This is a genomic window from Gillisella vitis (assembly GCF_021559775.1).
Taxonomy (GTDB): Bacteria; Pseudomonadota; Alphaproteobacteria; order Rhizobiales; family Rhizobiaceae; genus Allorhizobium; species Allorhizobium ampelinum.
This window is the reverse complement of sequence record NZ_CP056047.1, coordinates 1,679,937-1,695,354: the sequence shown is the minus strand read 5'-3', so window position 1 is coordinate 1,695,354 and position 15,418 is coordinate 1,679,937. Positions and strand designations below refer to the sequence as shown.

The window sequence follows — 15,418 nt, the reverse complement described above, 5'->3', positions numbered from 1 at the left end:
CGGCGGTTCAGCGTGTGATGGCCTGCTGGGCCAGCGCCTGATTGATGGTGACGCCATATTTGGTCTGGAGCTGGTTGACCATCTGATCGAGAATATCGTCACCGGCGGATTTCGCCAGCGCGGTAATCTGGCTTTCCTGCTGGTCTACGACATCGCCGGTCGGCTGGGTGTTGACATCCGTAACCTTCAACAGGATCTGGGTCATCGGATCGGCACCAACCGCCGAGCCAATCGTGCCGGACGGTCCACGGAATGCGGCCTGGACGGCGGCAGGGCCAAGCACCGGATCTTCGGTATCGCGGCGAAGACCGGCTTTGGTCTCGACGCCGATGGCCAGTTCAGTCGCGAGATCGGCCAGTGCCACGCCGGTATCGGCCTTGGCCTTCAACTGCTCCACCTTGGCGCCCAGCGCTTGTTTCTGCTGCTCGGTGGTCCAGTCGGAAACGGCCTTGTCCTTGACCTCGTCCAGCGTTCTCTCACGAGACGCATCGATGGACGTCACGTCGAACCACAGATAGCCATTTCTGCCGATATTGAGGGGCAGGGGCTCTGCACCCGCTTCGGTTTCGAAGACAGATTTTAACAGATTGGCTTTTTCCGGCAGATTTTCTGCCTGCTTGCCTGTCTTGTCCTGTCCCTGAGCATCGATACCGTCAATCTTGATGGCTTTCAGACCAGCCTTAGTGGCGGCTTCCTCAAGGCTCGAGCCGGAGGCACGCATATCCTCAAACCGGTCATGCACGTCATTGATCTGCTGGGCCGCGGCATTGGCAGCAAGATCAGCGCGAATCTGATCCTTGACTTCGTCCAGCGTCTTCGTGTGGCTTGGCTTGATGTTGCTGACCCGCAGAATAACCGGGCCGAAGGCGCCTTCAACGACAGGTGTTGTATCGCTGTCTTTGGCGACGGCGAATGCGGCATCGGCCAGTTTCTGATCGGGAATATCTGCCCGGGTGAAATCACCCAGCAGCACATCTGTCGCCGTCTTGCCCTGGTCGGCCACCAACTGATCGAAGGTCTTGCCATTCTTCAGCGACTGAGCCGCGGTTTCGGCCAGTTCCTTGGTCGGGAAGGTCAATTGCTCCAGCGTCCGGGTGCCGGCCACTTCGAATTTCTTGAGGTTGGCGTCGTATTCCTGCTTCACCTGCTCGTCGGTCACGGCTTTCGGATCGGCGATATCGGCAGGCTCCAGTTTTACATAGGAAAAGCTGCGATATTCCGGCGCGCGGTAGCGCGATTTCATCGTGTTGAACCAGGTTTTAAGGACCGTTTCGTCCGGTGCCTTGATCGGGTCGATATTGGCAGTGGTCAGCAGCAAGTAGTCAATGCTGCGGCTTTCCTGGCGATAGAGTTTCAACGCATCGACCAGCACTTTCGGAGGCACGAACCCTTCCGCCGTCGCATCGACGATCTGGCTGCGAACCGCGACCTTGGAGCGCTCGGTGATATAATCCTGCTCGCGAATGCCGGAATTGCGCAGCCGTGAGGTGAACAATTGCCGGTCGAACTGGCCATTGGTGTTCTTGAAGGCCGGATCGTCACCGATCAGTTGGGCCAGCCGGTCCTGGGAAAGGCCGAGATTCATGTCCGAGGCCAACTGATCGAGGGCTGCACCCGCGACTAACTGTTGGTAGACCTGCGATTCGATGCCAAGCGAACGGGCCTGCTCGCTTGTCAATTGCGTGCCGAAACGGCGGCTGAGATCGGAGATCTGCCGCTGATAGGCGAGGCGGAATTCGTTGGAATTGACGCTCTGGCTGCCGACCTTGATGACCTTGTCCGACGTGTCGCTCATGATCGAGCTGGAAATGCCCCAAATCGCGAAGGACGCGACAAGCAAAAGAAGAAGCCCTTTTGCCACCCAGGTGCCGGCAGCTTTTCTCAGGATCACGAGCATCGGAACGAAAACCTCATCAATATTCTTCGCCGGATGCGAAGCAGTCGCCGTTGCTTAAAGCAATCCCTGAACAAATTGAAGGCTTTCTTGATGGAAAACCCCAATGCCGTGGCATGAAACCTGTCATTGGCAGGCAGGCCCACGAAAAAGCCCGGCGAATTGATCGCCGGGCTTTGTATAAGACAGGGTATTGCCGATCAGCGCTTGGCGACGGGCAGGTAGTCGCGCTTGGGTGCGCCGGTGTAAAGCTGGCGCGGACGACCGATGCGCTGCTGCGGATCCTCGATCATTTCGTTCCACTGAGCAATCCAGCCGACGGTGCGGGCGAGAGCGAACAGAACGGTAAACATTTCCGTCGGGAATCCAAGGGCGCGAAGCGTAATGCCGGAATAGAAATCGACATTCGGATAGAGCTTCTTCTCGATGAAATATTCGTCGCTCAAGGCGATCTTTTCCAGCTCGAGCGCCACCTGCATCAGCGGATCGCCAGCATTGCCGGTGGCTTCCAGCACTTCATACATGGTCTTCTGCATGATCTTGGCACGCGGATCGTAGTTCTTGTAAACCCGGTGACCGAAGCCCATCAGGCGGAACGGATCGTTCTTGTCCTTGGCGCGGGCGATATATTCCGGAATCCGGTCAACCGTACCGATTTCGCGCAGCATGTTCAGGGCCGCTTCGTTGGCGCCGCCATGGGCAGGACCCCAGAGGCAGGCGATGCCAGCTGCGATGCAGGCAAACGGATTGGCACCCGAAGAGCCAGCCAGGCGCACCGTGGAGGTGGAGGCGTTCTGCTCATGATCGGCATGCAGGATGAAAATCCGGTCCATGGCGCGGGCCAGAACCGGGTTGACCTTGTATTCCTCGCAAGGCACGGCAAAGCACATGTTGAGGAAGTTGGCGGCGTAATCCAGATCGTTCTTGGGATAAACGAAGGGCTGGCCGATGTGATACTTATAAGCCATGGCGGCGATGGTCGGCATCTTGGCGATCATCCGCAGGCTGGCAACCATGCGCTGGTGCGGATCGGTGATGTCGGTCGAGTCGTGATAGAAAGCCGACAGAGCGCCGACAGTACCGACCATGACCGCCATCGGATGGGCGTCGCGACGGTAGCCTGAGAAGAATTTCGACATCTGCTCATGCACCATGGTGTGATGCGTGACGCGGTGATCGAAGTCCTTTTTCTGAGCGACTGTCGGCAGTTCGCCGTAGAGCAGCAGGTAGCAGACTTCCAGGAAGTCGCCTTTTTCAGCCAGCTGTTCGATGGGGTAGCCGCGGTGCAGCAGCACGCCTTCGTCGCCATCGATATAGGTGATTTTCGATTCGCATGATGCCGTGGAGGTAAATCCGGGATCATAGGTAAACTTGCCGGTATGCTTATAAAGAGCGCCGATGTCGATAACATCGGGGCCGATCGTGCCGCTTCGCACGTCAAGATCGACGGCCTTGTCCTCAATCTTCAAGTTTGCGCTTTGTTCCGTCATGGTGATCCTCCGGATATAGGCGGGAGACGCAGCTTTCGCCTCGTCCCAGGTTAAGCGTTGCAATTAGCTATATGATCCAGAGGTTAATGCCAAGCTATCCAAAGGACAAAGTGTGCATTGCAATAAATCGGCACTTGCATTGCAGGCATGCGTTATTGCCAGAACTGCTTTTCTTGGTTTACACCCCCTTTCTCCTACAGCTTTTGATTGATAGTCTGCCGTTAGCGGCAAGGTAAGTTTTGTTGCCGAATTATCATAAAGGCAATTTTCAGGGGGCCTCGCCGCTCGTTTTCAGCGCTTTGAAGGCGTGTGGCATTGCAGGGCACCGGGGCGACGGCAGGATCGATGCCGGATACGGCGGAATGGGAACTGGTCAGGCAAAAAGAAGCGCGTCCGGCGCGCGGCTTGCCATGGGATAGTCGCTCTTCCAAACCCCTGTTTGACGAGGTTCTACGGCGTCCGCACATAGACCCGGAGGACGAGGCGGAAGCCCCTGATTTCGAGGGTCACTTCGGTGCATCGCCGCTTCTGGTCTCCCGCTGGCAGCGCCTTCTGCGTGCTCTCCACCGGGATGCTCTACAGGAGCTTGCCTATGGTCGGACATTTCTGTTTTTACCCGTTCTGCTTGGTCTCGGTGCGATCTGGTGGTTTACCCGTCCGCAGGACCTTCCCCGTCTGCCGATCTTCCTGACGTTTTGTGCAGCCGGAGTGGTCTGGCTGCGGGTTCGTTACCGTCATCCTGTCCTGGCCGCCGTCTGCGGCATTGCAACTCTCGGTCTTGCTGGCATGTTGCTAGCCGATGTGCAAACCGCGCGTCTGGACACGATCATCATCGACAGTGCAGTGACGACGGTGGTGCGCGGCAAAGTGGTTTCGGTAGAACCAAATGCGGACGGCAATCAAAGATATGTGATTGCACTGCATCAAACGCGCTACCCTAGTCTAAAGCGTATGCCACAGCAGGTCGCGCTTCTGGCCCGCGGCAAGCATGTTCCCTTCAACCCCGGCGACTGGATTGAGGGCAGGGCGCGGCTCTCCCCGCTGTCCGGACCGGCTTTGCCGGGCTTGAACGATTTTGCCTTTGCCTCCTATTTTGCAGGCATCGGGGCAATCGGCTATTTTTACCAGCCACCCAAGCCATTTCTGCCGGGACCAGAGATAGCGCCACCGGATTTTTGGGAGCGTGCCGGAATCAAGCTGGATGAAACGACACAGGAATTGCGCAACGGCATTTCCGACCGTATCAGGGCCATCGTGCCGGGCGATGCGGGCGCGTTTGCCGTGGCGATTGTGACCGGCGAGCGGCGCGGCCTTTCGGAGGAGGCCAATAACGATCTTCGCGTTTCCGGCCTTGCCCACATCATCTCGATTTCCGGTCTGCATATGGCACTGGCCGGTGGGCTGTTCTTCGTGGGGATCCGGCGCCTGTTGAGCCTTGTCCCTGGCATGGCGGAGGCCCGCTCGATCAAGAAGATTGCCGCAGCAGGGGCGATAGCCACCACGACCGGCTATTTTCTCATTTCCGGCTACGACATTGCCGCCCAGCGCGCGTATCTGATGATGGTTATCATGCTGTCGGCGGCTTTCTTCGACCGACCTGTGCTCAGCCTGCGCAATGCCGCGCTGGCGGCTGTCCTTGTGATTCTCCTCTCGCCGTCCCAGGTCATGGGACCGAGCTTGCAAATGTCTTTTGCAGCCACCTTTGCCCTGATCGCCGGATTCGACCTTTGGCGCCAACGCCCAAGAATGCCTCCCATCCTGCCGGCGATCCCGGTGCTGACAGCGTTGAAGCCGTTGATGACGCTGGTCAGCGGCATTCTGATGACCTCAGCACTTGGCGGTTTTTCCACAGCGATGTTTTCAGCGGCGCATTTCCACCGGGTCGGATTGCATGGGTTGGAGGCAAATCTCCTGGCGGCTCCCCTTATGTCGATGCTTGTCATGCCAGCGGCGATGATCGGCGTGCTGCTCATGCCTTTCGGTCTGGACCAATGGCCGATCCAGTTGATGGGGCTTGGCCTTGAGGGCGTGTTGATGATTGCCAGCAAGGTCGCGAGCTGGGGGACTGGCTTCACCTTCGGCCGGTTCGAGTGGTGGTTTCTGCCGGTCTCGGCAACCGGCCTGCTGATACTGACCCTGATGAAGACGCGGCTGAGGCTGATTGGCGTGGCGATGATGCTGACGGCGTTTGGCTATGAGGCGATAAAAACCGATCCGCCACTGCCCGATCTCGCTATAACCGAAGATGGCCAACTATTCGCTCTCTTTCGGACCGACGACCGCGATGTTTTGACCGTTGCCACCAACAAGAAGCGTCCGCCGAGTTTCGTTTTCAACCAATGGCGCTCAGTGCTCGACATTGCCGATCCGATTGCGCCTGAAATATTGCCCAAGCTTGCCGCTGTTGAAATGGAGACAGGCCAACAGGGAGCGGGGAAAAGCGAGGACAAGGCGCGGGAAACAACGCGGGCCGGAAAAACAAAGACGGGGGGCCAAAAAGTCAAGGGAAGGGAGCCGGTAGAGCCGCAACAGGCGATGGCGGAAATGACGACGGCAAAGGAGAAGGCCGATGAAAAAACTGATCTCTTTCATTGCCGCACCGATGCCTTTTGTCTCGCGAAGCTCAGCAATGGTTGGACAGTCAGCCTGGTGCAGAACCGCGACTACAACCAGGCCGCTTGCGCCCTGTCCGACCTGATCGTTTCGACTGAGGCCGACCGTGATGCCGAATGTAAGGCGCCGATAGCATCCACTATTCCCTCAGAAAAAAACGAAACCACCGTTACCCGGGAGCCAACGGAAGACGCGACTGGGGCGGACGTTGAAATTGAACGGATCATGGCCGATGGTGACATGCTGCCATCTGACAACAGCAGCCCGTCCGTTCGCTCCCAAACGATCAGCCGAACGCAAGCGGAAGACATTTCTGCAGCCAGTGCAACGAAGGTACCGGGGCAGGGTGTTGCTGTGCCCACGGATAGCCACGTGAAAGGCGGCGCCTCAAACTCAGACCGGAATTCCCCGTCCCTAATAGAATCGGGAGAACCTCTGGCCTTCTCGCAAACCAAGAAGGCCGCTAATGCTGGACTGATGCTGTCACGTCCCCCGAAAGTCCTGACCCGTAACGATCTGCGACGGTTCGGTGCAATGGAAATCACCCTTGGTGATCCCGCCACCCGAACGCTGCATATCGTTACGGCATTTCAAAATCAGTATCGGCCCTGGACTCGCCATCGTTATTTCGACTGGCGCAGCAATCGCTATGATCGACCGAATGGTACGGTCCACGACAATGTTCCATCTGCTGCCAGCGACGACGTCCAGTCAGGCGCTGGAGATGTCAGTGAGCTTAGTGATAGCGACGAATAAGACCGACAAGCTTGCCCTGGATTTTTACCCGGTCCGGTCCGAAAATCCGGGTTTCATAGGCCGGATTGGCAGCTTCCAGCGCGATGGACGCCCCACGGCGGCGGAAGCGTTTCAAGGTGGCTTCCTCATCGTCTACCAGAGCAACGACGATATCGCCCGGATTGGCGGTGGTGGCGTTGCGGATGATCACCGTGTCGCCATCGAGAATGCCAGCTTCGATCATAGAATCGCCTTTGACCTCAAGGGCGTAATGTTCGCCGCTGCCCAGCATTTCCATCGGCACGGAAATGTCATGGGTGTTGTTCTGGATAGCGGAGATCGGCACGCCTGCCGCGATACGGCCCATGACAGGTATGGATGAGGAATTGCGCACTTCCTCGACCGGTTTGGCCGGAGCGGATGGCACTGCCTGCAACTTGCCTCGGCTGCCTTCGATGACGGATGGCGAAAATCCTGTGCGTCGGGGCGGTATGCTGGAGGTCATGGCCTCCGGCAGCTTGATCACTTCCAGCGCTCGTGCGCGATTTGGCAAGCGACGAATGAAACCGCGCTCTTCCAAAGCGGTGATCAGCCGGTGAATGCCGGATTTGGAGGCGAGGTCCAGAGCATCCTTCATCTCATCGAAGGAGGGCGGCACCCCAGACTCCTTCATGCGCTCGTGTATAAACAGCAAAAGTTCCTGTTGCTTGCGAGTTAGCATTGGGACCTACCCTTTGAATTATGAAACAAATACAGAACATACGCTATCTGTTCCAGTTGTGTTCCGCAAGTCCTTCTTGCAAATTTCCTTCGATGACGCAGTGAGAGACGGCGTTGAAGAGGAGAGGAACGAGAAGCATCCTTTAAATACGGGAGGCTGAGAGGCTCGTATAAAAACAGAAAGCCTTTGCTTTCTTGTCCTGACGACTGTCGGTTGGGAATGGGCAGAAAGATAGAGAAAATCGATACTATCGAAGACGTGAAATTGCGGAATGAAAGTTGGTAGCAAGTTGTTTCAGTGCGGATGGCGAACGATAAATCGACAACAATAATCTGCCGCAGTGTCTGATCGGGGACATTATCGCCCCCGATCCATTTTGATATCAGTGGCTTACAGCATCGCGACGGCAATTTCCGCTGCAAGACGCGCGTTGTTTTCCACCAACGCGATATTGGTGGTCAGGCTGCGGCCGTCGGTGAGGTGATAGATTGCGTCGAGCAGGAAAGGCGTCACGGCTTTGCCAGTGATTTCCTCGCGTTCAGCCGCGGCCAGCGCCCGGCCAATATAGATTTCCATCTCCTCGCGCGCGATTTCCTCTGCTTCCGGCACGGGATTGGCGATCAACATGCCGCCATCAATGCCCAATTGGTCGCGTACCTTCTGGAAATTGGCAATTGCTGCCGGGCTTTCCAGTTTAAGTGGGCTTTTCAAGCCCGATTCCCGCGACCAGAAGGCTGGAAATTCGTCGCTGTCGTAAGTCACGACAGGTACGCCACGGGTTTCCAGGACTTCCAATGTCTTGGGAATATCAAGAATAGCTTTTGCTCCGGCGCAGACGACGATGACCGGAGTACGGGCCAGTTCTTCCAGGTCCGCTGAAATGTCGAAGCTTTCTTCTGCACCACGATGCACGCCGCCGATGCCGCCGGTGGCAAAAACCGAGATATTGGCGCGGGCGGCAGCGATCATCGTCGCGGCCACTGTGGTAGCGCCGGTGCGGCGTTCGGCAATGGCGTAGGCGAGATCGGCACGAGAGACCTTCAGGACATCAGTCATTTGCGCCAGTTTTTGCAACTGATCTTCTTCCAGCCCGATATGCAAAACGCCTTCAATCACAGCGATGGTCGCCGGGACAGCACCACCGTCGCGAATGATTGCCTCCACGCTTTGCGCCATCTCGACATTTTTCGGATAGGGCATGCCATGGGTGATAATGGTGGATTCCAGCGCGACAATGGGAGCGTTGCGCGTCTTGGCCGCAGCCACTTCGCGGGAGTAAACGATAGGCAGGAGCGGAGAAATCGAACGGGTCATGATCAGGAACTCGTTTGGCGGGAAAGGGCGCGCGGCTCGCCAACAAGGTCAAGGCGCGCGGCGAGGCGATCTGCGGTGAGGTCCTCGTCTGTTGCCCTGTCAGATAGCAGGGTCAGGCCAGCCAAGGCAACACCGTGGCGCAGCGCCAGCGGCAAGGAACTGTCATTCACTCTTTGCGAAAGCACCCCCGCACAAAGCGAATCGCCAGCTCCGGTCACATCGGCCAGTGCGTCAAGTGGCGGCGGGGTCAAGGCATAGTCACCGCTTGGATCAAAGGCAACGACCGGCCCCGCACCATTGGTGACAACGCCGCCATGGAGGCCTTTGGCGCGAAGCAGATCCGGCCAATCAGAAGGGTCATCCGGTTTTGTTCCCGCCAGAACCGCTGCTTCAGCGCTGTTGAGAAACAGCATATCGAATCTATCGAGGCAGTCGGCGTATCGCACCACTTTGGCCGGTGAAATGCCGATCCCGGCCAAAGGTTTGGCAAGCTCACGCGCCATGGCCGCAATCGCCTCCAGCGTCTCTTGCGGCAGGTTGGCATCAACCAGCACAAGGCGTGTGGTTTCGAAAGCCTCGCGAACGGCGCGTACTTTCAGCCGGCGTGGCGAGAACAAGCGGTAGAGCTCCATATCGGCCAAGCCGATCACCAGATTGCCGTCTTTTTCCAAAATAGCAGTGTAGCTTGGTGTGCTCCGATCCAAAAAGGTGAAAGGTCGGTCGTCGACGCCTGCCGCTTCGGCGGCGACCGCCACCCGTTGGCCAAGCGCATCGCCGCCGCGGGGGCTGATCATGGCAACATTCAATCCAAGTCGTGCCAGGGCGCGCGCAGCGTTGAAGCCGCCACCGCCGGGTTCTTCCAGCCATCGTCCCGGATTGCTGGCGCCAGGAATGGTTTCCGCATCGATGCGTCCGCGCCGATCGATATGCGCGCCGCCCAGAACGAGAATGTCGAGACTCATACCTGCCAGCCTCCTGGAAACAGTGGAAATTCGAATCGCGAAGGGGTCATTCCGAAGGGTGCGATGGGCTGAAAACCAACTTCTCTTAACGGCCAATGCCATGGAAACATTAAGAGAACACCCGTCAGATTAAAAAATAAACACAAACACTTGGGCAAGACTTGCAAAAATGGAACAAACCATGTACATAGTTCGTGTCTGCTGTTTCGTTGCCTACGCGGCTTCAATAACCTAAAGGTGGTTCAAATGTCACAAAATTCTTTGCGGCTCGTAGAGGACAAAACGGTGGATAAAAGCAAGGCATTGGAAGCGGCCCTGTCGCAGATCGAGCGATCGTTCGGCAAGGGCTCGATCATGAAGCTCGGCGCGAACGAGAAAATCGTGGAGGTTGAAACCGTATCGACAGGCTCTCTCAGCCTCGATATCGCGCTCGGCATTGGTGGTCTTCCCAAAGGCCGTATCATTGAAATTTATGGACCGGAAAGCTCGGGTAAAACGACGCTTGCATTGCAAACCATTGCCGAGGCGCAGAAAAAGGGCGGCGTTTGCGCTTTTGTCGATGCCGAGCATGCGCTTGATCCGGTTTATGCCCGCAAACTGGGTGTTGATCTCCAGAATTTGCTGATCTCACAGCCAGATACCGGCGAACAGGCACTGGAAATCACCGATACGCTGGTGCGTTCGGGGGCGATCGATGTGCTGGTGATCGACTCGGTCGCGGCCTTGACACCGAAAGCTGAAATCGAAGGCGAAATGGGTGACAGTCTGCCGGGCATGCAGGCACGGTTGATGAGCCAGGCGCTGCGCAAGCTGACGGGCTCGATCTCGCGTTCGAACTGCATGGTGGTTTTCATCAACCAGATTCGTATGAAGATTGGCGTGATGTTCGGTTCCCCGGAAACGACGACCGGTGGTAACGCGTTGAAATTCTACGCTTCGGTTCGTCTCGATATTCGCCGTATCGGCGCGGTCAAGGACCGGGAAGAGATCGTTGGCAACCAGACCCGCGTCAAGGTGGTCAAGAACAAGATGGCGCCGCCCTTCAAGCAGGTGGAATTCGACATCATGTATGGCGAAGGCGTGTCGAAGACCGGTGAATTGGTCGATCTGGGCGTCAAGGCTGGGATTGTTGAGAAGGCCGGTGCGTGGTTTTCCTATAATAGCCAGCGCTTGGGGCAGGGCCGGGAAAATGCCAAGATCTTCCTGCGCGATAACCCTGCGGTTGCCGATGAAATCGAAACGGCACTTCGCCAGAATGCCGGTCTGATCGCCGAGCGTTTTCTTGAAAATGGCGGTCCGGACGCCAATGACAGCGTCGGTCTTGACGACGCCTGATCGATCGGGACCGTTTATCTGGCGGTTGGACCTGTTCATTGTTGCGGGCTGGGGATTTACATCTCCGGCCCTTTTCTTTCGATAGGCTGGACAGGCGTCATGGCGGACGATAAAAGCCGTTGTTTTCTGACGTCTGTCCGGCAACGGACACTTATTCCAAGGGCATCCCATGAGCGGCGTAAATGACATTCGGTCGACCTTCCTCGATTACTTCAAGACCAATGGTCATGAAGTCGTTGCGTCGAGCCCGCTCGTGCCCCGCAATGACCCGACGTTGATGTTCACCAATGCCGGCATGGTGCAATTCAAGAATGTCTTCACCGGACTGGAGCATCGGCCTTATTCCCGTGCGACCACGGCGCAAAAATGCGTTCGGGCCGGGGGCAAGCATAACGATCTTGACAATGTCGGTTACACGGCGCGCCATCACACGTTTTTCGAAATGCTGGGCAATTTTTCCTTTGGCGATTATTTCAAGGAAAATGCCATCGAATTGGCCTGGAACCTGATTACCCGGGAATTCGGCATTGATCGCAACAAGCTTTGTGTCACCGTCTATCACACCGATGATGAGGCCTTCGGCTTGTGGAAGAAAATTGCGGGTCTGCCGGAAGAGAAGATCATCCGGATTGGCACCAGCGACAATTTCTGGGCAATGGGTGATACCGGTCCCTGCGGTCCGTGCTCCGAAATCTTTTATGACCACGGCGACCATATCTGGGGCGGACCTCCAGGTTCCGCCGATGAGGATGGCGACCGGTTCATCGAGATCTGGAACTTGGTTTTCATGCAATATGAACAGGTGACCAAGGAGCAACGGGTTGATCTGCCGCGTCCGTCCATTGATACGGGCATGGGCCTGGAGCGGGTTGCCGCCCTGTTGCAGGGCAAGCATGACAATTACGATATCGACCTGTTCCGCGCCCTGATCGATGCTTCTGTCGATCTCACCGGTGTTCCGGCTGAAGGTGAGCGTCGGGCCAGCCACCGGGTGATTGCCGATCATCTGCGGTCTTCTGCGTTCCTGATTGCGGACGGTGTGTTGCCGTCGAACGAAGGCCGCGGCTATGTTCTGCGCCGGATCATGCGCCGCGCCATGCGACATGCGGAACTGCTCGGTTCTCGCGATCCGATGATTTACAAGCTTCTGCCTGTGCTTGTGCAGCAGATGGGGCGCGCCTACCCGGAACTGGTCCGCGCCGAGGCGTTGATTTCCGAAACCTTGAAGCTCGAGGAAAACCGTTTCCGCAAGACGCTGGAGCGTGGCCTTTCGCTGCTGTCCGACGCGACCGCCACTCTGAACAAGGGCGATAGTATTGACGGCGAGACCGCGTTCAAGCTTTACGACACCTACGGTTTTCCGCTGGATCTGACGCAGGATGCGCTGCGCGCGCGTGGCATTGGCGTCGATATCACCGGCTTTAACGATGCCATGCAGCGTCAGAAGGCCGAAGCCCGTGCCAGTTGGTCCGGCTCCGGCGACAAGGCGACAGAAACTGTCTGGTTCGAGTTGAAGGACAAGCACGGCGCAACCGAGTTTCTCGGTTATTCCGCCGAAAGCGCCGAGGGCGAAATTCAGGCGCTGGTGCGTGATGGTGCGGTGATCGAGCAAGCTACGGCGGGCGAGAATGTTCAGGTCGTGGTCAACCAGACGCCGTTCTATGGCGAATCTGGTGGCCAGGTTGGCGATACAGGGGAGATCGTTGGCGATGGGTTCGTTCTTGAGGTGCGCGATACCTTGAAGAAGGGCGAGGGGCTGTTTGTCCACGTTGCCACTGTTCGTGAAGGGACTGTTCGCGCCGGTACGGTCGTCGCGCTCAATGTTGATCATGCTCGTCGCTCCAGGCTACGGGCCAACCACTCCGCGACACATCTGCTGCATGAGGCGTTGCGCGATGTGCTGGGCAGCCATGTGGCACAGAAGGGCTCGCTGGTTGCGCCGGAGCGTCTTCGCTTCGATATTTCTCATCCAAAGCCTGTGACGGCGGAGGAGTTGAAGATCGTAGAAGACATGGCCAATGAAATTATTGTCCAGAATGCTGCTGTCACCACCCGCTTGATGGCGGTGGATGATGCGATTGCCGAGGGTGCCATGGCGCTGTTTGGCGAGAAGTATGGCGATGAAGTGCGTGTCGTGTCGATGGGGACGGCGGTGCGCGGTCCCAAGGCGGGCAGGCCCTATTCCATTGAGCTTTGCGGTGGAACGCATGTCTCGGCGACAGGCGATATCGGCTTGGTGCGTCTGGTGGCGGAAAGCGCTGTTGGTGCAGGCGTCCGCCGGATCGAGGCACTGACTGGCGAATCCGCCCGTGCCTATCTGGCCGAACAGGATGAGCGTGTCAAAGCGCTGGCATCCGCCTTGAAGGTCCAACCCGTCGATGTCGTTTCTCGCGTCGAAGCTTTGGTGGACGAGCGCCGCAAGCTGGAACGCGAATTGGCTGATGCCAAGCGGAAGCTTGCTATGGGCGGCGGTTCAACCGGCGCTGCCGACGTGCCGCGCGAGTTAGGTGGGATCAAGTTCATCGGCAAGCAACTCGCTGGGATTGATCCTAAGGATCTCAAGGGCATGGCCGACGAGGCCAAATCTGTACTCGGGTCTGGCGTTGTCCTGCTGATCGCAGTTGCTGAGGATGGCAAAGCCAGTGCTGTCGCGAGTGTGACGGGTGATCTGACCAGCAAGGTTTCCGCCGTCGATTTGGTCCGTATTGCCTCGTCCGCCCTTGGTGGTAAGGGTGGCGGTGGACGGCCTGATATGGCCCAGGCAGGTGGCCCTGATGGTGCCAAGGCCGACGATGCCATCGAAGCCGTTGCCAAGGCCATTGAGGCGGCCTAATCCTAGGCTTTAAGATGGTCGGCTTCCTCTTTTCGGTCCGACACTGTCGCTCGGAGCTTGCGGTTTATGGTTGTGGAGGATCAAGGGGCAACGCTCGGCTTGTCTGTCGCTCATGCGGAACGTTGCCTGGAGAACCTCCGGATTTTCGGGCAGCTTAATGCGTTCCTCTGCCTCAATCCATTGGTGTTGGATGAGGCTAAATCGGTGGACCGTCGGCATGAAGAGGGTGAGTACCTTCCGCTACGGGGCATGATTGTTGCCGTCAAGGACAATATTGAAACCGCGGGGCTGAATACGACCGGCGGGGCCGTCGCCCTTAAAGACTATGTTCCGCGTCGTGATGCCTTTGCGCTGCGCCAGTTGAAGCAGCATGGCGCGGTGGTGATCGGCAAGACCAATCTGGATGAACTGGCCGGGGCGGGAAGCACATTAAGCTCGCTTGGCGGCCAGTCACTCAATCCCTACGATCCGTCCCGTACGCCAGCTGGATCTTCCGGCGGCTCGGCCATTGCTGTGGCGATTGGGGCCTGTACGGTTGCGTTAGGTACGGAAACGGTGAATTCGATCCGCAATCCCGCGCATGTTTGCGGCGCTTTCGGATTGAGGCCAAGCCGGGGGCTGATCGCCCGAAGCGGCACGATTCCCGTCTCGCCGACCATGGACGTGCTGGGGCCGCTCGCGGGGACGCTCGAAGATCTGGCACTGGCATTTCGGATGATGATTGGCTTTGATAGGGATGACGCCGTGAGTTTGGCGGCCCGAGATTTCGATAGGAACGGTCTTAACGTTTCACGATGGCCGAAAGTCGAGGGTATGCGCATCGGTGTGCTGTGTGGGCTGTTTGGTACAGGTCAGGAGCATGTCGGCATAAATCAATGCCTGGATGCTGCTTTTGAGCGGCTTAGCAACAGCGATGTCGTTGTTGTCGATATCGCTGAACCACAGTTCAATTCTCTATCGTTATATAATGATCTGGCGTTACATGCGCACGAATTTGAAAGCGCATTCGATGGCTGGTTAAGCGGCTTGAATACCCATGCCCCGATCCGTAGCTTCAGAGCCTATGTCGAAGACGGACGCTGGCCGCATTCGACCATGCATATGTTGCTTAAAACGGCCCTGGAATCGGATAGGGATGACGCGAAGCTAGTTTATGCCCGTAAGATCGCTGCTGCGAAAACGATACGAACGCTTACCGAGCAGATTATGCTGGAGCATGGGCTTGACGCGCTGGCCTACCCTGTTCAACAGCGCGCGGCTCTTTTGATCGGTGAACAGTCGAGACCCGAACGCAATGGCGTACTGGCTTCAGCGCTTGGATGGCCGGCCATAAACGTGCCGGTAGGGCAATATGAAGGCCTACCGGTTGGGCTGGATTTAATGGCATTTCCATTCCAGGAGCCCCTGCTGTTTTCACTGGCAAAGGCCGTGCAAGGGCCGCCCGCTCGCCCCAAAACCTTATAAAATGCGCGGTTTATAAATTCGTTTGAAGCACTGTAGGAGCGGGGGTAAGCCTTGGCG

Annotated in this window: 9 protein-coding genes; 4 read left to right on the top strand and 5 right to left on the bottom strand. The window is 57.3% G+C overall.

Going from position 1 to position 15,418, the window contains the following annotated elements; genetic code table 11:
• Window positions 1-7: 7 nt before the first annotated feature.
• Both AVCG78_RS08055 and gltA read right to left on the bottom strand, forming a co-directional pair.
• Window positions 8-1,897, bottom strand: coding sequence for a peptidylprolyl isomerase (locus AVCG78_RS08055; RefSeq protein ID WP_071205002.1), 1,890 nt, complete (start codon window positions 1,895-1,897; stop codon window positions 8-10).
• 197 nt (window positions 1,898-2,094) lie between these two features.
• Window positions 2,095-3,384, bottom strand: a complete 1,290-nt coding sequence (gene gltA / locus AVCG78_RS08050; protein ID WP_015916260.1) for a citrate synthase — start codon at window positions 3,382-3,384, stop codon at window positions 2,095-2,097.
• Window positions 3,385-3,693: 309 nt separating this feature from the next.
• On the opposite strand from gltA, the gene AVCG78_RS08045 reads away from it, so the two are divergent.
• On the top strand, window positions 3,694-6,753 hold the full coding sequence (locus AVCG78_RS08045; RefSeq protein WP_139191450.1) for a ComEC/Rec2 family competence protein: 3,060 nt from the start codon (window positions 3,694-3,696) through the stop codon (window positions 6,751-6,753).
• Here AVCG78_RS08045 and lexA read toward each other — a convergent pair.
• The 3 genes from lexA to AVCG78_RS08030 form a co-directional block, all read right to left on the bottom strand.
• Window positions 6,734-7,453 (bottom strand): transcriptional repressor LexA, encoded by a 720-nt coding sequence (lexA, locus tag AVCG78_RS08040; RefSeq protein WP_060717064.1) that lies wholly within the window; start codon window positions 7,451-7,453, stop codon window positions 6,734-6,736. The two genes, AVCG78_RS08045 and lexA, sit on opposite strands and share 20 nt — an antisense overlap.
• Before the next feature lie 390 nt (window positions 7,454-7,843).
• Entirely contained in the window at window positions 7,844-8,767 is a 924-nt protein-coding gene (locus tag AVCG78_RS08035; RefSeq protein WP_071204998.1) for a pseudouridine-5'-phosphate glycosidase, read from the bottom strand.
• Between the two features lie 2 nt (window positions 8,768-8,769).
• Window positions 8,770-9,729, bottom strand: a complete 960-nt coding sequence (locus AVCG78_RS08030; RefSeq protein WP_071204996.1) for a carbohydrate kinase family protein — start codon at window positions 9,727-9,729, stop codon at window positions 8,770-8,772.
• Between the two features lie 246 nt (window positions 9,730-9,975).
• Here AVCG78_RS08030 and recA point away from each other — a divergent pair, with 246 nt between their 5' ends.
• From recA to AVCG78_RS08015, 3 genes are all read left to right on the top strand, one after another.
• On the top strand, window positions 9,976-11,064 hold the full coding sequence (gene recA, locus AVCG78_RS08025) for a recombinase RecA (protein ID WP_015916255.1): 1,089 nt from the start codon (window positions 9,976-9,978) through the stop codon (window positions 11,062-11,064).
• A gap of 169 nt (window positions 11,065-11,233) precedes the next feature.
• Window positions 11,234-13,897 carry an alanine--tRNA ligase gene (alaS, locus tag AVCG78_RS08020; RefSeq protein WP_071204994.1) on the top strand — a complete coding sequence of 888 codons (2,664 nt, stop codon included), beginning with the start codon at window positions 11,234-11,236 and terminating at the stop codon, window positions 13,895-13,897.
• A gap of 66 nt (window positions 13,898-13,963) precedes the next feature.
• On the top strand, window positions 13,964-15,361 hold the full coding sequence (locus AVCG78_RS08015; protein ID WP_081355318.1) for an amidase: 1,398 nt from the start codon (window positions 13,964-13,966) through the stop codon (window positions 15,359-15,361).
• The last annotated feature ends 57 nt before the right edge of the window (window positions 15,362-15,418 follow it).

Coding starts and splice junctions, on each gene's coding strand:
- AVCG78_RS08055 (WP_071205002.1), bottom strand. CDS start 1,897: ATGCTCGTGATCCTGAGAAAAGCTGCCGGCACCTGGGTGGCAAAAGGG.
- gltA (WP_015916260.1), bottom strand. CDS start 3,384: ATGACGGAACAAAGCGCAAACTTGAAGATTGAGGACAAGGCCGTCGAT.
- lexA (WP_060717064.1), bottom strand. CDS start 7,453: ATGCTAACTCGCAAGCAACAGGAACTTTTGCTGTTTATACACGAGCGC.
- AVCG78_RS08035 (WP_071204998.1), bottom strand. CDS start 8,767: ATGACCCGTTCGATTTCTCCGCTCCTGCCTATCGTTTACTCCCGCGAA.
- AVCG78_RS08030 (WP_071204996.1), bottom strand. CDS start 9,729: ATGAGTCTCGACATTCTCGTTCTGGGCGGCGCGCATATCGATCGGCGC.
- recA (WP_015916255.1), top strand. CDS start 9,976: ATGTCACAAAATTCTTTGCGGCTCGTAGAGGACAAAACGGTGGATAAA.
- alaS (WP_071204994.1), top strand. CDS start 11,234: ATGAGCGGCGTAAATGACATTCGGTCGACCTTCCTCGATTACTTCAAG.
- AVCG78_RS08015 (WP_081355318.1), top strand. CDS start 13,964: ATGGTTGTGGAGGATCAAGGGGCAACGCTCGGCTTGTCTGTCGCTCAT.